The following is a 23,644-nucleotide window of genomic DNA, read 5'->3' on the forward strand; positions in this document are numbered from 1 at the left end:
ACAGACCTTCGTGGGAGCACGCCTAGAGCGCCTCGGCGCCCGAAATGATTTCGATCAATTCCTTGGTGATCTGCGCCTGCCGCTGGCGGTTGTAGGTGATCGACAACTTGTTGATCATGTCGCCGGCGTTGCGTGTCGCATTATCCATGGCGCTCATCTTGGCACCCATCTCGCCGGCCGCATTTTCGAGCAGCGCACGGAAAACCTGCACGGAGATGTTGCGCGGGATGAGGTCGGAGAGGATTTCGCCCGGCTCCGGCTCGTATTCATAGACGGCATTGCCGCCGTCCGTCGTCTCGGCGGCAGCCGAAGCCACACCTGCCGGGATGATCTGCTGGGTCGTCGGGACTTGGCTGATCACCGACTTGAACTGCGAATAGAACAGCGTGCAGATGTCGAAGCCGCCCTCGTTGAAGAGCTGGATGACTTTCTTGGCAATGGCATCGGCATTGACGAAGCCGAGCGTCTTCACTTCGCGCAGGTCTACGCGCTCGATGATCAGCTCCGCGTAGTCGCGGCGCAGGATGTCGAACCCTTTTTTGCCGACGCAGATGATCTTGACCTTTTTGCCGTTGGCCAGAAGCTTGCGGATGTGGTCGCGGGCGAAGCGTGCGATCTGCGAATTGAAGCCGCCGCACAGACCACGCTCGGCAGTGCAGACGACGAGCAGATGCACGTCGTCCTTGCCGGTGCCGGTCATCAGCGCCGGGGCCTCGCCGCCGCCGCCGATCGCCTGGGTGATGTTGGCCAGCACTGCGCCCATGCGCTCCGAATAGGGGCGCGCGGCCTCCGCCGCCTCTTGCGCGCGGCGCAGCTTCGCCGCGGCGACCATCTGCATCGCCTTGGTGATCTTCTGCGTCGCCTTGACCGAGGCGATACGGTTACGAAGGTCTTTTAATGAAGGCATGCTTCAAACCTGATCCCGTCCGTCCGGCTTCGTTCAAGCGAAGGTCTTGGCGAAGGTGTCGATCTCCGCCTTCAGCTTGGCGCGTAGATCGTCCGACAGCGCCTTCTCCTTGCGGATACCGTCGAGCACCTCCTTGCCGGCCGAGCGCATGTGGCTGAGCAAGCCATGCTCGAACTTGCTGACCTGGTCGATCGCCAGCTTGTCGAGATAGCCGTTGACGCCGGCGAAGATCACCGCGACCTGTTCCTCGACCTTGAGCGGCGAGAATTGCGGCTGCTTCAGGAGTTCGGTCAGGCGCGCACCGCGGTTGAGCAGGCGCTGCGTGGCGGCGTCGAGGTCGGAGCCGAACTGAGCGAAGGCCGCCATTTCGCGGTACTGCGCGAGCTCGCCCTTGATCGAGCCGGCGACCTGCTTCATCGCCTTGATCTGCGCCGAGGAGCCGACGCGCGACACCGACAGGCCGACATTGACTGCCGGGCGGACGCCCTGGAAGAACAGATTGGTTTCCAGGAAGATCTGGCCGTCGGTGATCGAGATGACGTTGGTTGGGATGTAGGCCGACACGTCGTTGGCCTGGGTCTCGATGATCGGCAACGCCGTCAGCGAACCGCCGCCATTGTCGTCATTGAGCTTGGCGGCCCGCTCCAGAAGACGCGAATGCAGATAGAAGACGTCGCCCGGATAGGCTTCGCGGCCAGGCGGGCGGCGCAGCAGCAGCGACATCTGGCGGTAGGCGACGGCCTGCTTCGACAGATCGTCATAGCTGATCAGCGCATGCATGCCGTTGTCGCGGAAATACTCGCCCATGGTGCAGGCGGTGAACGGCGCCAGGAACTGCATCGGCGCCGGATCGGAAGCGGTAGCGGCGACGATGATCGAATAGTCGAGCGCGCCGCGCTCTTCGAGAACTTTCACGAACTGCGCGACGGTCGAGCGCTTCTGGCCGACGGCGACGTAGACGCAATAGAGCTTTTCCTTCTCCGGCCCGTGATCGTGCACCGATTTTTGGTTGAGCATCGTGTCGAGGATGATCGCGGTCTTGCCGGTCTGGCGATCGCCGATGACCAGCTCGCGCTGGCCGCGGCCGACCGGGATCAGCGCGTCGATGGCCTTGAGGCCGGTCGACATCGGCTCGTTCACCGATTTGCGCGGAATGATGCCGGGCGCCTTGACGTCGACGCGCTTGCGCTCGGTCGCCTGGATCGGCCCCTTGCCGTCGATCGGATTGCCGAGCGCGTCGACGACGCGGCCGAGCAGGCCCATGCCGACAGGCGTATCGACGATGGCGCCGGTGCGCTTGACAATGTCGCCTTCCTTGATGTCGCGGTCGGCGCCAAAGATGACGACGCCGACATTGTCGGCTTCGAGGTTGAGCGCCATGCCGCGGATGCCGCCGGGGAACTCGACCATCTCGCCGGCTTGGACATTGTCGAGGCCGTAGACGCGGGCGATGCCGTCACCGACGGACAGAACCTGGCCGACTTCGGAGACCTCGGCCTCCTTGCCGAAATTCTTGATCTGGTCTTTCAGAATTGCGGAAATTTCCGCGGCGCGGATGTCCATCAGCCGACCTCTTTCAGTGCAAGCTTGAGCGAATTGAGTTTGGTTTTGAGCGACGTATCGATCTGGCGCGAGCCTATCTTGACCACCAGCCCGCCGAGCAGCGACGGATCGACGGTCACGGTGATCGCGACATCCTTGCCGGCAACGCTTTTCAGCGCCGCCTTCAGCTCGGTTTGCTGAGCCGCCGTCAGCGCATGCGCCGAGGTGACTTCAGCGGCGGTCTCGCCACGATGCTCGGCGGCGATCTGGCGGAAAGCCTTGATCATGCCAGGGATGGCGAACAGCCGGCGGTTCTGGGCGACGACGCGCAGGAAATTTCCGGTGAGGCCGGTGATCCCTGCCTTGTCGGCGATCGCCGCAATGGCCCTGGCCTGGTCCTCGCTGGAGAACACCGGACTATTGATCAGACGGGTGAGGTCGGCACTGTCTTCGAGCATCGTCGCGAAACTGTTGAGGTCAGCCTCAACCTTAGCAACCGAGTTTGCCTGCAGCGCGAGCTCGAACAGCGAACCCGCATAGCGTTCTGCAACACCTGAGATTGGCGATGACGATTGGGCCACGGACCGTCTTTTCTCTTGTCTGACAGGCCGCAGATTATTGGCGCGAGCGAGAACTCTGGCTAAATCTTTGACCTTACTGCATTTTTCCAAGCACGGAGGCGCGGCTTCCGCTATCCCCGGCCGAAAGTCGATTGCCGTCTAGCACAGGCATTTTAAGACCGCAATGCGTCGTCCTGCATGGTTTTAGGCACTATTGTCGCATCTGGCGGCCGAGCTTAGCGACTGGCCCCGAATTAGCCTTTGATTCAAGGCACAAAGCCGAAGGCGAAGGCAAGCGGCAGTGCCGCCAACGCCAGTTCCACCACAATTGAAACCCAGTTGAAAGGCGTGTTGGCGCCATCCGACATCATCGACAGCAGCCGGCCGAAGGCGGTGAACAGCCAGGAAAAGCCAAGCGCCATGTAGAGCAGCGGCTGCGCCAGCAGAATGCAGCACAGGCTAACGCCGAGATAGAAGCCCGACATCCTGCCACGCCCTTCGGCGATCGCCGCCGCCTTCTCGGGCTTGACCTGCAGCCGCAGGATGCGGAAGGCCAGCCCCGGCGCCAGGAACAGCAGCAGGCCGAACAGCAAGGTCACAACGGCGCTCGACCATGCCAGCCACTCGCCCTGGCTCATCGGCCACGGAAACGCAAATTCCATCTTGTCCCCTCGTAAATGGCTGTTCGAAATTTCGGGCATTCTAGCGAAGGAAGAAACATGCGCCAGATGGCGCCGGCAATTTGCGAAAAGCGCATCAACCCAGCGCGAATTCGACCGCCGCCTCGGCATGGATGCGCGTCGTATCGAACACAGGAATGTCGAAGTCCGGCTGGCCGATCAGCATGGTGATCTCGGTACACCCCATGATGACGCCGTCGATCTTTTCGTCGCGCCGCAGGCGAGCGATTTCACCAACGTAGGCCGCCTTTGATTCGGTACTGATGATGCCCTGGCAAAGTTCGTCGTAGATCACGCGATGAACCATATCCCGCCCGGCTTGATCAGGCACCACCGGTTGAAGTCCGTATTTGTCGGTGAGCCGGCCCTTGTAGAAATCCTGTTCCATGGTGAAGCGCGTCGCCAGCAGCGCCGGCCGCTTGACGCCGGCCTGGCTGATCGCAACGGCGGTGGCGTCGGCGATGTGGATGAGCGGTATCGACACCGCCGTCTGCACCGTGTCGGCCAGCTTGTGCATGGTGTTGGTGCAGATCAGCAGCCCTTCGGCGCCGGCTGCTTCCAGCTTGCGCGCGGCGTCGACCAGCCGAACGCCCGCCCCCTGCCAGTCGCCAGCGTGCTGCCGTTCGGCGATCTCGGCGAAGTCGAACGACCACAGCAGCAGTTTCGCCGAATGCAGCCCACCCAGCCGCTCGCGCACGATCTCGTTGAGCAGGCGGTAGTAGATCGCTGTCGATTCCCAGCTCATGCCGCCGATGAGGCCAAGGGTTTTCATGATGGGCTGTTCCTTTTCCTGTGCGATTCCTATATTGTGACCACATGAGACCACAAGGAGTTCTCGCATGAAGACAATGCAGCTACGAGAAGCGAAGGCGAGCCTTTCCGTGCTCGTGGCGGCGGCGGCGAATGGCGAGCCTACTGTCATTACCAAGCACGGCAAGCCGACAGCCATGGTTGTACCGATCGATGAGGGACGGAAGCTCTATCCGCAAAACAGCCAAAAAGACTTCGTGGATTTCCTGCTTCAATACCCAGGTGGCATCGAGCTTGAGCGGAACGAATCGCCATCGCGGGAAGTCGAGTTTTGAGCGACTATCTGCTTGATACGTCTTTTCTCTCGGCCTTTGCACCTGGCCGCACTCCGATTCCTCAACATGTGCAGAAGTGGATTGCTGAACAACGGGAGCGTGGCTCCTGGCATATGTCGTCGATCGTAATTCTAGAGGTGGAAAGAGGCATCGCGAAACTGAAGCGGTCAGGCGGACATGCGAAGGTGGAACGCATTAGCCGCTGGTTCGAAAGTTTACTTATCGAATTTGACCAGCGCATACTCCCCGTCGATGTTGCAATCGCGCGAGAAGCCGGACGACTGGAAGACGCAACTATCGCACGAGGTGTCAATCCGGGCTTGGCTGATGTCTTGATCGCAGCGACTGCTCGTTTGAACGGCCTGTCTGTCTTGACAGCCAATGTCCGGCATTTCGCCATCCTCGATGTACCGTACCTGAACCCATTCGCCGAGGGCGGGCCAAGGGCTTAATTCTTCGCCCATCACAAAAAGCTCTGCGGGTCGATGTCGACCTGCACACGCACCGAGCCCCGTATCTTCGGTCCCTCGGCCAGCATGGCTCGGATGAACCCTTGCATGTCAGCGCGCCGCTCGCCCTGGATCAGAAGGCGAAAGCGATGGCGGCCGCCGATCAGCGACAGCGGCGCCTCGGCCGGTCCGAGCACGAACAGGTCGCTTGCCTGCGGTGCGGCACGCCGCAGGCCGCGGGCGTGCCCTTCGGCTTCCGCCCGCGTCGCCGCACTGACGATGACGCCGGCGAGCCGGCCGAAAGGCGGCAGCGCCGCTCGTTCACGTTCCGTGATCTCGCGCTCGTAAAAAGCCTCGGCGTCGCCGGAGACGATCGCCCGCATCACCGGGTGGTCGGGCTGGAAGGTCTGCAGCAGGCCAAGGCTTTTCTTGCCGGTTCTTCCGGCGCGGCCCGTCACCTGGCTGAGCAGTTGGAAGGTGCGCTCGGCGGCGCGCGGATCGCCATTGGCAAGACCGAGATCGGCGTCGACCACGCCGACCAGCGTCATGTTGGGGAAATTGTGACCCTTGGCGACAAGCTGCGTGCCGATGACGATGTCGGCCTCGCCATTGGCGATGGCTTCAAGCTCCAGCCTCAGCCGCCGCACACCGCCCATCAGGTCGGACGACAGCACGATGGTTCGGGCGTCGGGGAAATGCGCAACGACCTCTTCGGCGATGCGCTCGACGCCCGGCCCGCAGGCGACCAGATGATCGAGCGTGCCGCATTCCGGGCAGGCCTCGGGACGGCGTTCATTGTGCCCGCAATGGTGGCAGACGAGCTGGCCGCGAAAGCGATGCTCGACCAGCCAGGCCGAGCAGACCGGGCAGCCGAAGCGGTGACCGCAGACCCGGCACAGCGTCAGCGGCGCATAGCCGCGCCGGTTGAGGAACAGCAGCGATTGTTCCTTTTTCTCCAGTGTCTGGCGCATATGGCCAAGCAGCACCGGCGACAGGAAGCCGCCGCGTGCCGGCGGGGCGCGGCGCATGTCGATCGTCTTCAGGTCGGGAAGGGCCGCCTCGGCAAAGCGCGCCGCAAGCACCGCCCTGTCATAGCGCCCCTGGCTCGCATTGACCCGGCTTTCGACCGACGGCGTCGCCGAGGCAAGCACGACCGGAAAGCCGCCGATATGGCCGCGCACCACCGCCATGTCGCGGGCGTTGTAGAAGACGCGGTCTTCCTGCTTGTAGGCGGGGTCGTGCTCCTCGTCGACGACGATCAGCCCGAGTTCCCGGAACGGTAGGAACAGCGCCGAACGCGCGCCGGCAACGACGCGCACTCCACCTTCCGCCACCTGCCGCCAGACACGCTCGCGCATCCTTGGCGGCAGGTCCGAATGCCATTCCGCCGGCTTGGCGCCGAATCGCTCCTGGAAGCGCTCGAGGAAGGCGTGGGTCAGCGCGATCTCCGGCAGCAGGATCAGCACCTGCTTGCCACGGTCGAGCGCCGCCACCACCGCCTCGAAATAGACCTCCGTCTTGCCGGACCCGGTCACGCCGTCGAGCAGCGTGACGCCGAATGCGCCGGCCGCGACATTGGTGCGCAGCATGGCGGCCGCATCGCTCTGGTCCGGCATCAGCGAAGGCTGGGCGTAGCCCGGGTCGGGTGCTGCGACCACCGGTCGCGGCGGGATCATGACCGTCTCGAACACGCCTTGCGCTTTCAGCCCGTCGATGACGGTCGACGAAACGCCGGCCGCATGCGCCAGCCCGGACCGCGTCCAGGCAAGCCCGCCTTCGGCTGTTTCCAGCACGCGCATCCGCGCACCCGTCATCCGATCGGGTTTGGCAAAGGTGCGTTGCAACCCTTCGATCCACGGTTCCGGGTCGAAGGCCTCCGGCGCCCGCAGCAGCATGCGCGCCACCATGCCGGGCGGCGACAGCGTGTATTGCGCGATCCAGTCGACGAAGCGGCGCATGGCGCGGTCGATCGGCGGGCAGTCGAAGACCTGCTCGATCGGGCGCAGTTTTTTGGCATCGACCTTTTCGACGGCGCCGTCCCAGACGATGCCCGCAACCTGGCGCGGGCCGAGCGGCACGCGCACGATCGAGCCCGGCACCACGCGCATGCCGGCGGGCACGGCATAGGTGTAGGGCCGCTCGGCGGGCATCGGCACCAGCACTGGCGCGGCTGCGACAAAGGGCGAATCTTCGATCATGAGGCGTGACCTTGCCCCGACTTTCGTCTAGATCAAAGTCCGACCCCAAATGTGCATGACATGCACATGAAAAAATCTTCAGGAGACCGTCATGAAATTTTTTGTCGACACCGCCGATGTCAAGGAAATCCGTGAGCTGAACGATTTGGGGCTGCTCGACGGCGTTACCACCAATCCTTCGCTGATCCTCAAATCCGGCGGCAAGATCGCTGACGTCACCAGAGAGATCTGCGAGATCGTCAAGGGCCCGGTCTCGGCCGAAGTCGTCGCCACCGAATACAAGGACATGATGGCGGAGGCCAAGATCCTGGCCAGGATCGCCGACAATGTCTGCATCAAGGTGCCGCTGACGCTCGACGGCCTGAGAGCCTGTAAGGATATCCGGTCGGACGGCCGCATGGTCAATGTCACGCTCTGCTTCTCGGCCACCCAGGCGCTGCTCGCCGCCAAGGCCGGCGCCTCCTTCATCTCGCCCTTCGTCGGCCGCATCGACGACACCGGCTGGGATGGCATGGAACTGATCTCGGACATCCGCACCATCTACGACAATTATGATTTCCAGACCGAGATCCTGACCGCTTCGGTGCGCACGGTGAACCATGTCAAGCAGGCCGCGCTGATCGGCGCCGACGTCATCACCGCGCCGCCGGCGACGCTAAAGGCGCTGGTCAAGCACCCGCTGACCGACAAGGGCCTGGAGCAATTCCTCGCCGACTGGGCCAAGACCGGCCAGAAGATCGGCTGAAATCAAGACGCCGCGTTCATGAAAAAAGGCCGAGCAATCGGCCTTTTTTGTGCGCCAGCAAGCGGCTGTGGGCGAGAACCGGAACGTCTTGATCGAGGCCGGAAAGTTAACCCGCCACCGTCTTGCCGTGCTTGACCAGATCCTGGGCGATCGACAGGCGCAGCAGCTCCGCCAGTTCGCGCGCTGCGCGGTTCTCGGCGTCGATTTGCGCCCGGTAGGAGGCAAACTCCTGACGGGGCTTGTCGAAGGACGACGCTATCGAGCGCCGGCCGGTCGCGATGGTCGTGCCGGTCTTGGCGTCGGTCAGCACATAGTTCGCGGTCAGTGTCACCGTGCCCGCCGTTGGCTCGTCCTCATCGGTCGTGACCTGCACAATTGCAGCGGATTCAACAAGTTCGGTAACGCCGAGATCGAGCGAATAGGCAGGCGAAGCCGGCTCCCCCGCACCCTGGCCGAGCGCGAAGATCAGGTTGTTGCGGACCTGCTGAGCGTAGCGGGTGTTGACCGGCTTGACCGAGATGGACCCGAGTTCGGCGGCAGCGCCGACTTGCGACCCGGCCGACAGCGGCGCGCTCGAATAGAGCGGGCGCACCGTGCAGGCTGAAACCAGCGCAACCGAAGCGACCAGGCCGCAAAGCGCTGCGCGGCGCAGCAAATGCGTCACTTCTGTCTTCCCTAAGTCAGGCAACGACATTGACGATCCTCTGCGGGACGATGATCACTTTGCGCGGCGCCTTACCTTCGAGCGCTTTCTGCACGAAGTCGAGAGCCAGAACCGCTTTTTCGACCGCACCTTGGTCCGCGTCGCGGGCAATTGTCAAATCGCCGCGCTTCTTGCCGTTGACCTGGACCGGCAGCACGATCTCGCTGTCGACGACGAGCGACGGATCGTAGACCGGCCAGGGCCGTTCGGCGACCAGATCGGTGCCGCCGAGCGTCTGCCAGCATTCCTCGGCCAGATGCGGCATGACCGGCGCGATCAGATGCACAAGGATGTCGACGGCTTGCCGGCAGGCACCTTTCAGCGCCGCACCGGCCTTGCCTTCGGCCACCTCGTTGAGCGGCGTTGTGAGCGCATTGGCGAGCTCGTAGATGCGGGCGATGGCGCGGTTGAAGGCGAGCTTTTCGATATCCTCGCCGACGGATTTCAGGATCTTATGCGCGGCCTTGGAAACAGTCCCCGCCTCGCCCTCCTCCGCCGCTGCCGGTTGGGTGCCGGCAAGCGATTCGGCGGCCGTCGACACCAGGCGCCAGATGCGCTGGATGAAGCGATGCGCGCCGGCCGCACCTTCGTCGGTCCATTCGACGTCGCGCTCGGGCGGCGAGTCCGACAGCATGAACCAGCGCGCGGTGTCGGCGCCGTAGCCGTCGGTGATCTCTTCCGGGCTCACCGTGTTCTTCTTCGACTTCGACATTTTTTCGAGCGGGCCGATTACAGCCTCTTCGCCGGTCGCGATTTCGATGGCGCGGCGCTTGCCGTCGACGTCCTCCAGCCGCACCTCGCTGGGCGCAAGCCAGCGGCTGTTCGACCCACTGCCGACCCGATAGGTCTCGTGCACCACCATGCCTTGCGTGAACAGTCCCCTGAACGGCTCGGCGAGATCGACATGGCCGGTCTCGCGCATGGCGCGGGTGAAGAAGCGCGAATAGAGCAGGTGCAGGATGGCGTGCTCGATGCCGCCAATATACTGATCGACCGGCAGCCATTCAGTCGCTGCCTTGGGATCGGTCGGGTCGTTCGCCCAGGGCGCGGTGAAGCGCGCGAAATACCACGACGAATCGACGAACGTGTCCATCGTGTCGGTTTCGCGGCGTGCATCCTTGCCGCATTGCGGGCATTTGACATGCCGCCATGTCGGATGGCGGTCGAGCGGATTGCCCGGCCGGTCGAACTCGATATCGTCCGGCAGCCTGACCGGCAGGTCCGCCTTCGGCACCGGCACCACGCCGCAATCCTCGCAATGGATCATCGGGATCGGGCAGCCCCAGTAGCGCTGGCGCGAAATGCCCCAGTCGCGCAGGCGGAAGTTCACCTTGCGCTCGGCCATCGGCCGGTTGCCGATGGTCTTTTGTTCCAGCAGCTTCGCCACCTCGTCGAACGCCTGATCCGGCTTCATGCCGTCGAGGAAGCGCGAATTGATCATCACGCCGTCGCCGACATAGGCCTCGTCAATGATCTGGAAGTTTCCTTGATTCTCGCCTTCCGGCATCACCACCGGGATGACCGGCAGGCCGTATTTGTTGGCGAAGTCGAGATCTCGCTGGTCACCGGATGGACAGCCGAAGATGGCGCCGGTGCCGTATTCCATCAGCACGAAATTGGCGACGTAGACAGGCAGCGTCCAGTTGGCGTCGAATGGGTGAACGACGCGGATACCGGTATCGAAACCCTTCTTCTCGGCCGTCTCCAGTGCCGCTACCGAAGTGCCCATGTGGCGAACCTCGTCGATGAACTTGGCCAGCGCCGGGTTGCTTTCGGCCGCCTTCTTCGCCAGCGGATGATCAGCTGCGACCGCCATGAAGGAGGCGCCGAAGATGGTGTCGGGCCGCGTCGTGTAGACCTCCAGCTCATCTTCGCCGTCGATCACCTTGCCAGTAGCTGGGCCAGTAGCTGGGGTGGCCAGCGGCCAGCGGATCAGCAGGCCTTCCGAACGGCCGATCCAGTTCGCCTGCATCAGCTTCACTTTTTCCGGCCAGTCGTCGAGGCCTTCGAGCGAGTCCAGCAGATCCTGCGCATAGTCGGTGATCTTGAAGAACCACTGCGTCAGCTCGCGCTGCTCGACCAGCGCGCCCGAGCGCCAGCCGCGTCCGTCGATGACCTGCTCGTTGGCAAGCACCGTCATGTCCTCCGGATCCCAGTTGACCTTGGAGGATTTGCGCGTCACCAGACCCTTCTCGACAAAATCGAGGAACAGCATCTGCTGGCGATGGTAATAGTCGACATCGCAGGTGGCGAATTCGCGTGCCCAGTCGAGCGACAGGCCCATGACCTTGAGCTGCTCGCGCATGACGGCGATGTTCTGATAGGTCCAGTCCTTGGGATGGACCTTGTTCTGCATGGCCGCGTTCTCGGCCGGCATGCCGAAGGCGTCCCAGCCCATCGGGTGCAGCACGTTGAAACCCTTGGCCCGCTTGTAGCGCGCCACCACGTCGCCCATCGTGTAGTTACGGGTATGGCCGATATGGATGCGCCCCGACGGATAGGGGAACATCTCCAGCACGTAGTATTTCGGGCGCGGGTCGTCGTTGTCAGCCTCGAACAGCTTCTTGGCGTCCCAGGCCTTCTGCCATTTGGGCTCTGATGCGCGCGGGTTGTATCGTTCGGTTGCCATCGGATGTTTTTCACTTAAAAGCATGCGCGAACGGCCGGACAATGCCCGGCGGCTCAGGAAATGTCGTCGCGGTGTTCACCATGGATTGCCGGACCCGTCAACTGCGGCGGTCCGGCGAGTATCAAAACTAGAGGCAGATATAGGCATGACGAGCGCCGTCGAACAGTTTTTCACGGTCAAGGCGAAGATCGCCGCTGCCGAGCGCGAGGCGGGACGGCAGGCCGGCGCGGTGACGCTAGTCGCGGTCTCGAAGACCTTCGACGCCAACGATATCCGCCCGGTCATCGAGGCCGGCCAGCGTATCTTCGGCGAGAACCGCGTCCAGGAAGCACAAGGAAAATGGCCGGCGCTGAAGGAAGCTTTCCCCGACATCGAGCTGCATCTTATCGGTCCGCTGCAATCGAACAAGGCGAAGGAAGCGGTCGCGCTGTTCGATGTCATCGAGTCGGTCGACCGCGAGAAAATCGCCGCCGAACTCGCCAAGGAAATCGCCAGACTGGGCCGGTCTCCAAAACTCTACGTTCAGGTCAACACCGGTTCGGAACCGCAAAAGGCCGGGATCGAACCGCGGGAAGCCGTCGCGTTCGTCGCGCGCTGCCGTACGGTTCACGGCCTCGCCATCGAAGGTCTGATGTGCATTCCGCCGGCCGACGAGAATCCCGGTCCGCATTTCGCGTTGCTGGAGAAACTTGGGCTTGAGGCCGGCGTCGAAAAGCTCTCCATGGGCATGTCCGGCGATTACGAGACGGCGATCGCCTTCGGCGCAACCAGCGTCAGGGTCGGCTCGGCGATCTTCGGAGCCAGGTAGCCGCGTCATAGCACCGCATTGCGAGGCCTAAGCCGTGCGCTAGCTCCGAGGGAGAACCCGAGCGACCAACCATGGCCGTTCCTTTGCAATGCGAAGGAGGGCAACATGAGCAAAGAACGCGTTCCCCATAACCGATATGTCTCCGACGGGCTGCACCCGCACGTCTATCTGGCGATGGTCGGGCTTGCCGCGTGGTACGCGCTGTCGGCCTGGATAGGCTTCGGCGACGGCGGCTATACCGATTATCTTCTCGTCGTCATGACCGGATTCATCATCATCTCGGTCGCGTTGCCGGCCTTTGCCGGGCGCGTCTGGCTTCGACACCATCACCGGAGCGACACAGCCGCCCACAGCTTCGAGGACTGGATCGCTGGCGAATTCGACACCGGACAAGGTCGCGTGAGCGCCAAGACCGCGCTGGTCGAGCTTCTCCTGCCGCTCGCCGCAGTCGCCTTCGGCATGACGGCCTTTGCGATCATGGCGCGCCTGGCTGGTTGAGGCGGCGCCTTTTGCTGTTCGTAACGGCAGCGGCCTTTCCGCCAGGCCGGAAATTCGTTCTGCGGAGAGACTTGAAACGAAACGTTTCGTTCCTATTTGCCAGACGTCACCACCAAATTTCCGGAGCCGCACCATGCGCTACAATCAACTTGGAAACACGGGGATGTTCGTCTCCGAACTTTGCCTCGGCACCATGACCTTCGGCGCCGCTGGCGAAAACGCCCAATGGGGCCTGATCGCTAGCCTCGACCAGGATGGCGTCGACAGGATCGTCGAGCGCTCGCTCGCCGCCGGCGTCAATTTCTTCGACACGGCGGACGTCTATTCCTTCGGCGCATCGGAACGGCTTCTCGGCCAGTCGCTGAGGAATCTCGGTATCAAGCGGCAGGATGTGATCATCGCCACCAAAGCCCATGGCGCCATGGGCGACGGCCCCAACCAGCGCGGTTCCTCGCGCGGCCACATCATGGATTCGGTCGAGGGCAGTCTCGAGCGGCTACAGCTCGACCATATTGATCTCTACCAGCTTCACGGCACCGACACGGTGACGCCGATCGACGAGACGCTGCGGGCGCTCGACGATCTGGTTGCCAGCGGCAAGGTCCGCTATGTCGGCGTTTCGAACTGGGCAGCCTGGCGCATCGCCAAGGCACTCGGCATTGCCGACCGTAAAGGCTTTGCCCGTTTCGAGACCGTCCAGTCCTATTACTCGATCGCCGGTCGCGACTTGGAGCGCGAGATCGTGCCGCTGCTCGACGAAGAGAAGCTTGGACTGATGGTCTGGTCGCCGATGGCGGGCGGTCTGCTCTCCGGCAAATACGGACCCGGCGCGCCCGGTAATGGCGAGGGCCGCCGCGCCAGCTTCAATTTCCCGCCGGTCAATGAGGATCGCGCCTGGGCGGCGGTCGCCGTCATGCGCGAGATCGCCGGCAAGCACGGCGTCAGCGTCGCAACGGTCGCGCTGGGCTATGTGCTGGCCAAACCCTTCGTGATGAGCGTGATCATCGGCGCCAGCCGCATGGAGCAACTCGAACAGAACCTTGCCGCCACCGAATTGAAGCTCGATACCGAGGATCTTGTTCGCCTCGACGAGGTCAGCGCTCTGCCGGCCGAATATCCGGGCTGGATGCTCGAGCGTCAGGCGGCTGGCCGGCGGCCGGCGCCCTTTGCGCCGAAAAAATAATTCAATCTCACCTTCGATTGATGTTTCGGGAGCCGGCAGACTCCCGATCTTCTTTGGGCTCAGGACAACCGGACAGTCTCGACCAAAAAGTCGAGAAAGGCCCGCACCCGCGCCGGCAAGTGCTTGCCCTGGCCGACATAGACGGCATGGGTGAGCTCCTCATCGCCGGGGTTGAAGTCCTCCAGAAGCGGTACCAGCCGCCCGGCGGCGATGTCGGGCTCCACATGCCAGCGCGCCAGCCGGGCGATGCCCGCTCCGGAGAGCGCCATCAGCCGCATCGCCTCGCCATCGCTGACCAGCGCATTTCCGGTGATCGGGACGACAATGGTCTCGCCGGCTGCGCCGACGAAAGGCCAGCCGTCGATATGGCGCACGAAGCAGAAACCCATCCGGTTGTGACGATCGAGATCGGCCGGCGTTCGGGGCGTGCCATGCGTCCTGAGGTAGGATGGCGCGGCGACGACGACCACCGGACTTTGCCCGAGCTTGCGGGCGACCAACCGTGATTCGCCGAGCGGCCCGGCGCGGATCGCGACATCGGCGCGCTCCTCCAACAGGTCGATGACACTGTCGGTCAAAACCAGATCGACGGCGATTTCCGAATAGCGTTCGAGGAAGCGCGGCAAAAGCGGGATCAGCCGGTGCTGCCCGAACGGCACGTAGCTGTTGACGCGCAGCCGCCCACGCGGGGCGGCACCGGCCGCCGCCTCGCGCTCGGCTGCCGCCATGTCGGCCAGGATGCGCACGCCGCTGCCGAAGAAGGCCGCCCCCTCAGGTGTCAGTTGCAGCTTGCGCGTCGAACGGCTGACCAGGCGCGCGCCAAGACGGGCCTCAAGGCGCGCAATCAGCTTGCTCACCGCCGACGGCGTCATCCGCAAGGCGCGAGCGGCGGCCGAAAAGCTGCCCGCCTCGACGACGCGGACGAACACTTCGATCTCGCCGGAGCGGTTGATGTCGGGTCTCGCCATTCGTGAATCTATTTCACAGACAATGTGCCCGACGCAAGGCTGGTTCACAGCACATCGCGACACGATCTTCCGGGACGGGGCGTGGGAAGACACGGCGTCCCATCAAACGACCGCGATCGAAGTGGGAACCGCCATGCCTCTTGCTCTTTATGCCCTCGCCGCCGGTGCCTTCGGCATCGGTGTCACCGAATTCGTCATCATGGGCCTGCTGCTCGACGTCAGCACCGATCTCGGCGTCTCGATCTCGGCCGCCGGCCAGCTGATTTCCGGCTATGCGCTGGGCGTCGTCATCGGCGCGCCGCTGCTGACCATCGCCACCGGCCGCTGGCCGCGCAAAACCGTGCTTCTGGCGCTGATGGCGATCTTCACGCTGGGCAACCTCGCCTGTGCGCTCGCCCCCGACTACTGGACACTGATGGGTGCCCGCGTGCTCACCGCCTTTGCCCACGGCACCTTCTTCGGCGTCGGCTCCGTCGTTGCGACCGGGCTGGTAGCGCCCAACAAGAAGGCCTCGGCGATCGCCCTGATGTTCACCGGCCTGACCATTGCCAACATCCTCGGCGTGCCCTTCGGCACATGGCTCGGCCAGGCCTTCGGCTGGCGGGCGACCTTCTGGGCTGTAACCCTTGTCGGCATCGTCGCCTTCGCCATCATTCTCCTGCTGGTGCCGCGCAGCCAGACAGAGCCGGAGAAGAGCGACCTGCGCGGCGATCTCGCCGTGCTCGGCCGCGCGCCGGTTCTGCTTGGTTTCGCCACCACCGTGCTTGGCTATGCCGGCGTCTTCGCCGTCTTCACCTATATCGCCCCCTTGCTGACCGAGATCACCGGTTTTGAGGAAGCAGCCGTGTCGCCGATCCTGCTTGTCTTCGGCGGCGGCCTCATCGCCGGCAATCTCGCCGGCGGCAAATTCGCCGACCGCTGGCTGGTGCCTTCGGTTCTCGGCAGTCTCGTCGTGCTGGCGCTGGTGCTCGGCTCGATGACCTTCGCCCTGCACAGCCAGGCAATGGCCGTCATCTATGTCGGCCTGCTCGGCGCCGCCGCCTTCGCCACTGTGGCGCCGCTGCAGATGTGGGTGCTGGAGAAAGCGCAAGGCGCCGGCCAGAGCCTCGCCTCGTCCTTCAACATCGCCGCCTTCAATCTCGGCAACGCCGCCGGCGCCTGGCTCGGCGGCATGGTCATCGCCCATGGTCCCGGCCTCGGCGCCGTCACCTGGGTCGCGGCCCTGCTGCCGCTCTCGGCGCTGGCCGTGGCGGCACTGGCGCTTCGCCTCGACCAAAATACCGTCCTCGCCACACCGGAAATCGTGCGGTCATAGGTCGGCAAACCTCAATCACTCTTCAAAAAACTCATCCGACATCATCAAGGAGCAAAACCATGGACTATCGACGTCTAGGCGCCTCGGGCCTGAAGGTCCCGGCACTCTCGTTCGGCGCTGGAACCTTCGGCGGTTCAGGCCCGCTGTTCGGCGCCTGGGGCAACAGCGATGCGACGGAAGCGCGGCGGCTAATCGATATCTGCCTCGAGGCCGGCGTCAACCTGTTCGATACCGCCGACGTCTATTCGAACGGCGCCTCCGAAGAAGTGCTCGGCGCGGCCATCAAGGGCCGCCGTGATGCCGTGCTGATCTCGACCAAGACCTCGCTGCCGATGGGCGACGGACCCAACGATGCCGGTTCCTCCCGTTCGCGTCTCATCAAAGCCGTCGAGGACGCGCTCAAGCGTCTCGGCACCGATTACATCGACCTGCTGCAACTGCATGCTTTCGACGCCGCAACGCCGATCGAGGAGGTGCTGTCGACGCTGGACAGTCTCGTGCGCGCCGGCAAGCTGCGCTATGTCGGCGTTTCCAACTTCTCCGGCTGGCAGGTGATGAAATCGCTCGGCCTGGCGGATAAGCATGGCTACCCGCGCTACGTCGCCCATCAGGTCTATTATTCGCTGGTCGGGCGCGACTATGAATGGGAGTTGATGCCGCTCGGTCTCGACCAGGGTGTCGGTGCGCTGGTGTGGAGCCCGCTCGGTTGGGGCCGCCTGACCGGCAAGATCCGCCGCGGCGAGCCACTGCCGGAAAAAAGCCGGTTGCACGACACCGCGAGCTTCGGGCCGCCGGTCGATGACGAACATCTCTACCGGGTCGTCGATGCGCTCGACACTGTCGCCCAGGAAACCGGCAAGACCGTGCCGCAGATCGCCATCAACTGGTTGCTGCAGCGGCCGACCGTCGCCTCTGTCATTGTCGGCGCGCGCAACGAGCAGCAGCTGCGCCAGAACCTCGGCGCAGTCGGTTGGTCATTGACATCAGACCAGATGAAGAAGCTCGACGCAGCAAGCGAAGTCACCGCGCCCTATCCGTATTTTCCGTATCGCCGGCAGGAAGGTTTTGCCAGGCTCAGCCCGCCTGCGGTTTGACCCCGCTCGATACATCAAGTGCCCCGGGGACAGGGCATGTTGAGATTCAGGTCAGGGCGCGCCGAGAATGGTGGCTTCCGAGAACCGGAGCGGAGCGTACTTAAAGTACGTGAGCACCGGAAGCGCAGGAAACCGCCATTCGCAGGCCGGCCTCACCTGAATATCGACATGCCCTAATGCAGCACGAACTCGCCGTCGACTTTGTGCCACTCATTCGGCGCGATCAGCTTCTGGTGCGTATAGCTCACCGAATGCAGCGGGCCATCGAGCTTGGTCTGCCAGAACTCGATGAACCGGATCAGCACCGGAAATTTCGGAGCGATGTCGTAGTCCTGCCAGATGAAGCTCTGCAGCAGATGCGGATGATCGGGAAAATGATAAAGAATCTTGGCCGTGGTCAAGCCATATCCCCTAAGCATCAGGTCCATTTCGGATTGGTCGCGCATTTCGATCCTCTGGGTTGATTCTCCTTTCCTCCCAATGCGAAATTGTGCGCGCTATTTGCTTAATCGTCTATTGATATTTCGTGGTTGAAGCCGGGTTTACTATGCAAAATCATAAAGTTAGCAGCCGTCAACCCCGAGTGCTGACAACGGTGGGAAAAGCTTCTGCGGCATCCCGCCGCGCAAATCCAACGTCTAATGTTGCCGTCACCGCGGAACTGTTAATAATGCGCGCGAATTCGCGGTCGCTTCGCCGTGATGCCGACGGCGGTCAAGCCGGGCGGCCTGGTTTCGGGAGGAAAGTGAAGAAATGTCCGAGGTTCATGTCCATCGCGTCCAGCCGGCGTGGAAGAAGAATGCGCTGATCGACAATGACACCTATTTGAAATGGTACGCCGACAGCGTGAAGAACCCGGACAAGTTCTGGGGCAAGCACGGCAAGCGCATCGACTGGTTCAAGCCCTACAGCAAGGTCAAGAACACCTCCTTCGACGGCAAGGTCTCGATCAAATGGTTCGAGGACGGCGAGACCAATGTCTCATGGAACTGCATCGACCGGCATCTGAAGAAGCGCGGCGACCAGACTGCCATCATCTGGGAAGGCGACAACCCCTACGACGACAGGAAGATCACCTATAACGAGCTCTACGCGCATGTCTGCCGGCTCGCCAATGTGATGAAGAAGCACGGCGTTAGGAAAGGCGACCGCGTCACCATCTATATGCCGATGATCCCGGAAGCCGCTTATGCGATGCTTGCCTGCACACGCATCGGCGCCATCCATTCGGTGGTCTTCGGCGGCTTCTCACCGGACGCGCTGGCCGGCCGCATCGACGACTGCAAGTCGACCTTCGTCATCACCGCCGACGAGGGCCTGCGCGGCGGCAAGCCGATCCCGTTGAAGGATAATACCGACAAGGCGATCGAGATCGCCGCCAAGGCCGGAACGAAAGTCGAGAAGGTCGTGGTGGTGCGCCGCACCGGCGGCAAGACCGGCTGGGTGGCCGGACGCGACGTCTGGTACCACGACGAGGTCGCGACGGTTAAGGCGGAATGCAAGCCGGAGAAGATGAAGGCAGAGGACCCGCTGTTCATCCTTTACACGTCGGGTTCGACCGGCAAGCCGAAGGGCGTGCTGCACACCACGGCGGGCTATCTCGTCTATGTCTCGATGACCCACCAACATGTCTTCGACTATCATGACGGCGACATCTACTGGTGCACGGCCGATGTCGGCTGGGTCACCGGCCACAGCTATATCGTCTACGGGCCGCTCGCCAACGGCGCCACCACACTGATGTTCGAAGGCGTGCCGAACTACCCGTCGCAGTCCCGCTTCTGGGAGGTCATCGACAAACACAAGGTCAATATCTTCTACACCGCGCCGACGGCGTTGCGCGCGCTGATGGGCGCCGGCGACGCCCATGTCGCCAGGACGTCGCGAAAGTCGCTGCGTGTGCTCGGCACGGTCGGCGAGCCGATCAATCCGGAGGCCTGGGAGTGGTATTTCAACGTCGTCGGCAACGGCAAGGTGCCGATCGTCGACACATGGTGGCAGACCGAGACGGGCGGCATCCTGATCACGCCTCTGCCCGGCGCCACCCACCTTAAGGCAGGTTCCGCGACGCGGCCGTTCTTCGGCGTGAAGCCGGAACTGGTGGACGGCGACGGCAAGGTGCTGGAAGGTGTTGCCAGCGGCAACCTCTGCATCGCCGATTCATGGCCAGGCCAGATGCGCACCGTCTATGGCGACCACGAGCGTTTCGAACAGACCTATTTTTCGAGCTATAAGGGCAAATACTTTACCGGCGACGGCTGCCGCCGCGACGCCGATGGCTACTACTGGATCACCGGCCGCGTCGACGACGTCATCAATGTCTCCGGCCACCGCATGGGCACGGCCGAGGTCGAATCCGCGCTGGTTTCGCACGAGAAAGTCTCGGAAGCTGCCGTCGTCGGCTATCCGCACGACATCAAGGGCCAGGGCATCTACTGTTACGTCACGCTGATGGCAGGCGAGAAGCCGAGCGAGGAGCTGCGCAAGGAACTTGTCGCCCATGTCCGCAAAGACTCGGCGCCATCGCCACGCCCGACAAGATCCAGTTCGCTCCCGGCCTGCCGAAGACCCGTTCGGGCAAGATCATGCGGCGCATCCTGCGCAAGATCGCCGAGGACGATTTCGCCGCGCTCGGCGATACCTCGACGCTGGCCGATCCGGCGGTCGTCGACGACCTCGTCGCCAACCGGCAAAACAAGAGGGCTTGATGCAGGCAGCAACCGCCACAACGTGCGCAAATCTCGGCGTCTACTGCTTGGTCGACCGGCCGGCCCGTGTCGAGAGATGATGCGGTTCGTTTAGGCGGTGCAGAACATTTGAGATGAGGGCGGGACAGCGCCCCTCTCTCCTGCCGGACATCTCCCCCACTTGGGGGGAGATCGGCAGTTCGGGCGCCGCGCCCAGAATACCACGCCGGCGATTGGCGAAAGCCGTGGTGACGGCCAATCTCCCTCCTTGTGGGGGAGATGTCCGGCAGGACAGAGGGGGGCGCGAAGGATCGCGGCAGAACGCAACATGTGTGCTGATCATCGATACAAATCCGCTCGCGTCGGCGGCAGACCGCTTGGACCCCGCGCCCGCTTGGTGACGACGGTCTGGAAAATCTGCGCCGAGGCGCGTTCGAAAGTGATCGAACAGCCGGTGAGATAAAGCAGCCAGAGGCGCGCCTTGGCTTCGCCGACCTCGGCGATCGCTTCGTCGAAGCGTGCGTGCAGGCGCTCGGCCCACAGGCGGCAGGTGCGGGCGTAGTGCTCGCGCAAATTCTCGACATCGTAGACGAGGAAGCCGTGCGCTTCGAGATTGCCGAGCGTCATCCCGATCGTGTCGAGCTCGCCGCCGGGAAAGATGTATTTGATCAACGCCTTGAATTCCGGGCCCTTGCGCAAGGTCTTCTTGATGCTGCCCTTGTCGCGCCGGGTGATGGCGTGGTGCAGATAGATGCCGCCCGGCTTGAGCAGGCGATGGATGGTCGAGAAATAGGCGGCGTGGTTGGCGAGGCCCAGATGCTCGAACATGCCGATCGACGATATCTTGTCGAAGGAGCCGGACAGCTCGGCGTAGGATTTTATCTCGATGGTGATGCGATCCTCCAGCCCCTCGGCGCGGATGCGCTCGCGGGCGAGTTGGGTCTGGGCTTCCGACAGCGAGACGCCGAGGCCGACGACACCGTAATTTTTCGCGGCATGGATGAGCATGGCTCCCCAGCCGCAGCCGATGTCGAGCAGCCTTTCGCCCGGCTTCAGCCGGAGCTTGCGGCAGATGTGGTCGAGCTTGTCTTTCTGCGCCTGGTCGATGCTATTGGCGAAATCGGTGAAATAGCCGCAGCTATAGACCATGCGTTCATCGAGGAAGAGCCGGTAGAAGGCGTTCGAAATATCATAGTGGTGCTGAATCGCTTGCCTGTTCGACCCGCTGACGAAGGGGTTGCGCCCGGAAAGGTTGGTCCGCGCCGCCATCTGCTTTCTCGAAAACAGCACGGCCGGCAAGTCCCGCAAGATCGCGAGTTTCGGCAATGTCTTTAGCTTCGTCCTGAGCTTGCCTTGCGAAGGCAGGGCGTAGAAATCGAACAGCGATCCGCCTTCCACGTCGATTGTCTTGGAAATCCACATTTCGATCAGCGTCGAAAGGGACGGCCGGCGGATCACCTGCCAGACGATGTCCTGGTCATTGATGGTGAGCACAGGGCCGGTGACCGGCCCGATCCGCTCGCCGGTCCACAGCCTGACCGCGAAACCCGGCTTCAGCGTTTCGATAGCCGTTCGAACAATCCGTGCTGCCTTGTCGGCTGCCTCCATTCCCGTCCTCTCATGCTCAGCACGCTGGCGGTCCGGCGCCGACTTTGCCTGTCCGATCGGATAGTCGCAAGCCGCTAGCGACAAGCTCGCACGGCATTTTCACCATGGCGCCTTGCCATTTGCGGATCGACACCCCATCATGAGGGCGTGTTCAACAAATCGAAAGGAGGTGATCCGATGTCGAGTGATTTCGTTTTCCAGAACGTGGCCTCAGCGGATTGCACTTTCGGGAAGCAGTCTTCCCGTTAAGGCGCGAGATGCGCGGCTGGCGACGTAAAACGTCGCCGCCATGGGCCGCGCCATGGACGGAAACACGGAAGGCCGCCGGCTTCGAAAGAAGCGGCGGCCTTTTCCTTGTTCTGGACCCCGTTTGGTCAATGCCCTCTACTTGGTCAGTGCCAGGCTTTCGATGTTGCGCGCTATGTCCTGGAAAGCCTGATTGAGTTCCGTCCCGTTGGCGGCCTGATAGAAGTGCTTGATCTTGGCGGTATCCGGGCTCGCGCAATTCTGCAGTGTCGCCTGGGCATTCTCCTCGTTGAGATCGAAACCGATGGTGAAGATTTCGATGCCCTTGTCGCGCATGGCGGTACACAGCGTCTTGGCTGCCGTGCGAGTCGGTTCCTTGCCGGCATCATTGTAGACCTCACCGACAGTGCTGGCGTCGAAATAGGACAGGTTAAACTCGCCGTCGGTCATCAGGATCGCGATTTTGGCGACCTTTTTCGGATCCGCCTTGGCCGGCCGCTGCGAAGCATTCATCACGCTGCCCCAGTTTTCCGAAAGCATGTACCAGGTCCACTGCACGCCGATATGGCCCGCGGTGCCGCCCGACGCGACAAAGTTCTTGATGACGTTCTTGAGCGCCGTGGCGTCCGCCGTCAGCGGCTTCAACGCGGCGGCCGGGCAGGCAGCCGTGCCGGTCTGCCAGGCGAAGGACGACAACAGGTAGTCGCGATTGACCATGCTGACATCGGGACCGGCATCCGAATATTGATAGGTGCCCTTGCGCTCGGTGGCGCAATTGTCCGGACGCGTTAAGCCGGAGACGTACTGTACGGCGCCATTGCCGGGCGCCTGCTTGCGCTGGCTGGTCGAGGTTTCGACATAGACGCTGCTGCCGGCAAGCGCGCCGGCATTCACCGAATTGGCGTAGGGCACGATGGAGACTCGCACCCGTGGCTTGGCGGGGTCCTGACCGCTCAGGAAGCTGTCGACCGCGTTCGCCGCAGCCGTCCTCAGATCGATGATTTTCTGGCCCGCCATCGACCCTGTGACGTCGAGCATCATCGCCACTTCGATCGTCTTGTCCGAATAGACCGCCGTCGTCGATGCGGCAACGCGCTTCATATCACCCATGCTGAAAATCGGAAAATAAAGGCCGACATCGACATGGACGTCCGCCTGGACCGTCTTGGCGATTTTGTCGACTGTCAATTTGTCGAGGACGATCTGGTCAGCGCTCAGGATGCCCGCTTGGCTGTTGGCGTTGAGAAAGGCCTGCACCGATGTGTTGGCATCGGCCTCCTTGATAACGCCGGTCGTCAGGTCGCGCGCCGTCGAGGTCACCGCCGCATCGACCACGCCTTGCAGGCTCGACTTGGCGTTGGAGAGCTGGGAGACGTTGACGGCAAAGCCGGCGCCCAGTGCCAGCACCGACGCGACGATGCCGAACAGAACCGCAAAATTTCCGCTGCGATCCTTGGCAAAGCCGCCGATCGCGTCAACAAGACCCCCAAAATGCCGCATGCTTCCGCCTCCATTCGCCAACGACATCGAGGTCGTGTGAAGGCGCATTGCAGGAATCCGGCCGGATGGCACCGCCAAGGGACCAACAGCCAACGGCTCATTGTCAAACCATTGTTTCTGCTTGGTTTGGGAATGCGACAGGGTGAACAACCGGTAAACGGCAAGCCGCTGCGGCAGTTTCGTTTACGAAATGCTTACCATGATCCCGCCGTGTGCCGTGGAGCACAAGAACTCGGTCC

The 23,644-nt window shown here is 62.8% G+C and carries 20 protein-coding genes and 1 pseudogene; 9 read left to right on the plus strand and 12 right to left on the minus strand.

Going from position 1 to position 23,644, the window contains the following annotated elements; translation table 11 throughout:
* Window positions 1–22: 22 nt before the first annotated feature.
* The 5 genes from RPG13_RS04180 to RPG13_RS04200 all read right to left on the minus strand — a co-directional run bounded on the left by RPG13_RS04180 (window position 23) and on the right by RPG13_RS04200 (window position 4,461).
* Entirely contained in the window at window positions 23–907 is an 885-nt protein-coding gene (locus RPG13_RS04180; protein ID WP_095487562.1) for a F0F1 ATP synthase subunit gamma, read from the minus strand.
* 33 nt (window positions 908–940) lie between these two features.
* On the minus strand, window positions 941–2,470 hold the full coding sequence (gene atpA, locus RPG13_RS04185; RefSeq protein ID WP_127206280.1) for a F0F1 ATP synthase subunit alpha: 1,530 nt from the start codon (window positions 2,468–2,470) through the stop codon (window positions 941–943).
* Window positions 2,470–3,030 (minus strand): F0F1 ATP synthase subunit delta, encoded by a 561-nt coding sequence (locus RPG13_RS04190; RefSeq protein WP_292723895.1) that lies wholly within the window; start codon window positions 3,028–3,030, stop codon window positions 2,470–2,472. The genes atpA and RPG13_RS04190 overlap by 1 nt, the downstream gene beginning before the upstream one ends.
* A 245-nt stretch (window positions 3,031–3,275) precedes the next feature.
* Window positions 3,276–3,671, minus strand: coding sequence for an AGROH133_08824 family phage infection protein (locus RPG13_RS04195; RefSeq protein WP_127288338.1), 396 nt, complete (start codon window positions 3,669–3,671; stop codon window positions 3,276–3,278).
* Between the two features lie 94 nt (window positions 3,672–3,765).
* Window positions 3,766–4,461, minus strand: coding sequence for an aspartate/glutamate racemase family protein (locus RPG13_RS04200; RefSeq protein WP_127288337.1), 696 nt, complete (start codon window positions 4,459–4,461; stop codon window positions 3,766–3,768).
* 67 nt (window positions 4,462–4,528) lie between these two features.
* Between RPG13_RS04200 and RPG13_RS04205 the strand changes: the two genes are divergently transcribed.
* Both RPG13_RS04205 and RPG13_RS04210 read left to right on the plus strand, forming a co-directional pair.
* Window positions 4,529–4,774, plus strand: coding sequence for a type II toxin-antitoxin system Phd/YefM family antitoxin (locus RPG13_RS04205; RefSeq protein WP_095487571.1), 246 nt, complete (start codon window positions 4,529–4,531; stop codon window positions 4,772–4,774).
* The gene (locus tag RPG13_RS04210; protein WP_127206279.1) at window positions 4,771–5,226 is read left to right on the plus strand and encodes a type II toxin-antitoxin system VapC family toxin; all 456 of its coding nucleotides are present in this window, start codon (window positions 4,771–4,773) and stop codon (window positions 5,224–5,226) included. The genes RPG13_RS04205 and RPG13_RS04210 overlap by 4 nt, the downstream gene beginning before the upstream one ends.
* Window positions 5,227–5,237: 11 nt before the next feature.
* Here RPG13_RS04210 and RPG13_RS04215 read toward each other — a convergent pair whose 3' ends face one another.
* Entirely contained in the window at window positions 5,238–7,421 is a 2,184-nt protein-coding gene (locus RPG13_RS04215) for a primosomal protein N' (protein ID WP_337124472.1), read from the minus strand.
* Window positions 7,422–7,512: 91 nt separating this feature from the next.
* Between RPG13_RS04215 and fsa the strand changes: the two genes are divergently transcribed.
* Entirely contained in the window at window positions 7,513–8,166 is a 654-nt protein-coding gene (gene fsa / locus RPG13_RS04220) for a fructose-6-phosphate aldolase (protein ID WP_126104475.1), read from the plus strand.
* 106 nt (window positions 8,167–8,272) lie between these two features.
* Here fsa and lptE read toward each other — a convergent pair whose 3' ends face one another.
* Complete coding sequence (gene lptE / locus RPG13_RS04225; protein WP_337124473.1) at window positions 8,273–8,860, minus strand: LPS assembly lipoprotein LptE; 588 nt, start codon at window positions 8,858–8,860, stop codon at window positions 8,273–8,275.
* The gene (leuS, locus tag RPG13_RS04230) at window positions 8,847–11,498 is read right to left on the minus strand and encodes a leucine--tRNA ligase (protein WP_292646994.1); all 2,652 of its coding nucleotides are present in this window, start codon (window positions 11,496–11,498) and stop codon (window positions 8,847–8,849) included. Before leuS ends, lptE begins: the two co-directional genes overlap by 14 nt.
* A gap of 145 nt (window positions 11,499–11,643) precedes the next feature.
* On the opposite strand from leuS, the gene RPG13_RS04235 reads away from it, so the two are divergent.
* From RPG13_RS04235 to RPG13_RS04245, 3 genes are all read left to right on the plus strand, one after another.
* A complete protein-coding gene (locus tag RPG13_RS04235; RefSeq protein ID WP_128284730.1) occupies window positions 11,644–12,306 on the plus strand; it encodes a YggS family pyridoxal phosphate-dependent enzyme in 663 nt (220 codons plus the stop codon).
* A 105-nt stretch (window positions 12,307–12,411) separates the two neighbouring features.
* Window positions 12,412–12,804, plus strand: a complete 393-nt coding sequence (locus tag RPG13_RS04240) for a hypothetical protein (RefSeq protein ID WP_126104472.1) — start codon at window positions 12,412–12,414, stop codon at window positions 12,802–12,804.
* Between the two features lie 133 nt (window positions 12,805–12,937).
* Window positions 12,938–13,987 (plus strand): aldo/keto reductase, encoded by a 1,050-nt coding sequence (locus RPG13_RS04245; protein WP_126104471.1) that lies wholly within the window; start codon window positions 12,938–12,940, stop codon window positions 13,985–13,987.
* A gap of 59 nt (window positions 13,988–14,046) precedes the next feature.
* Here RPG13_RS04245 and RPG13_RS04250 read toward each other — a convergent pair whose 3' ends face one another.
* Complete coding sequence (locus tag RPG13_RS04250; protein ID WP_337124474.1) at window positions 14,047–14,955, minus strand: LysR family transcriptional regulator; 909 nt, start codon at window positions 14,953–14,955, stop codon at window positions 14,047–14,049.
* Between the two features lie 133 nt (window positions 14,956–15,088).
* Between RPG13_RS04250 and RPG13_RS04255 the strand changes: the two genes are divergently transcribed.
* Window positions 15,089–16,270, plus strand: a complete 1,182-nt coding sequence (locus RPG13_RS04255; RefSeq protein ID WP_126104469.1) for an MFS transporter — start codon at window positions 15,089–15,091, stop codon at window positions 16,268–16,270.
* Between the two features lie 59 nt (window positions 16,271–16,329).
* Window positions 16,330–17,364, plus strand: coding sequence for an aldo/keto reductase (locus RPG13_RS04260; protein WP_095487595.1), 1,035 nt, complete (start codon window positions 16,330–16,332; stop codon window positions 17,362–17,364).
* 173 nt (window positions 17,365–17,537) lie between these two features.
* On the opposite strand, the gene RPG13_RS04265 is transcribed toward RPG13_RS04260, so the two are convergent.
* Window positions 17,538–17,810, minus strand: a complete 273-nt coding sequence (locus tag RPG13_RS04265) for an usg protein (protein WP_095487597.1) — start codon at window positions 17,808–17,810, stop codon at window positions 17,538–17,540.
* 307 nt (window positions 17,811–18,117) lie between these two features.
* Here RPG13_RS04265 and acs point away from each other — a divergent pair.
* Window positions 18,118–20,072, plus strand: a pseudogene (acs, locus tag RPG13_RS04270) (acetate--CoA ligase).
* Between the two features lie 318 nt (window positions 20,073–20,390).
* Here acs and RPG13_RS04275 read toward each other — a convergent pair.
* The gene (locus tag RPG13_RS04275) at window positions 20,391–21,659 is read right to left on the minus strand and encodes an SAM-dependent methyltransferase (RefSeq protein WP_337124475.1); all 1,269 of its coding nucleotides are present in this window, start codon (window positions 21,657–21,659) and stop codon (window positions 20,391–20,393) included.
* A gap of 384 nt (window positions 21,660–22,043) precedes the next feature.
* Complete coding sequence (locus RPG13_RS04280; protein WP_337124476.1) at window positions 22,044–23,405, minus strand: pilus assembly protein; 1,362 nt, start codon at window positions 23,403–23,405, stop codon at window positions 22,044–22,046.
* Between the last annotated feature and the right edge of the window lie 239 nt (window positions 23,406–23,644).

This window comes from Mesorhizobium sp. ISC15 (assembly GCF_037162615.1).
Taxonomy (GTDB): Bacteria; Pseudomonadota; Alphaproteobacteria; order Rhizobiales; family Rhizobiaceae; genus Mesorhizobium; species Mesorhizobium mediterraneum.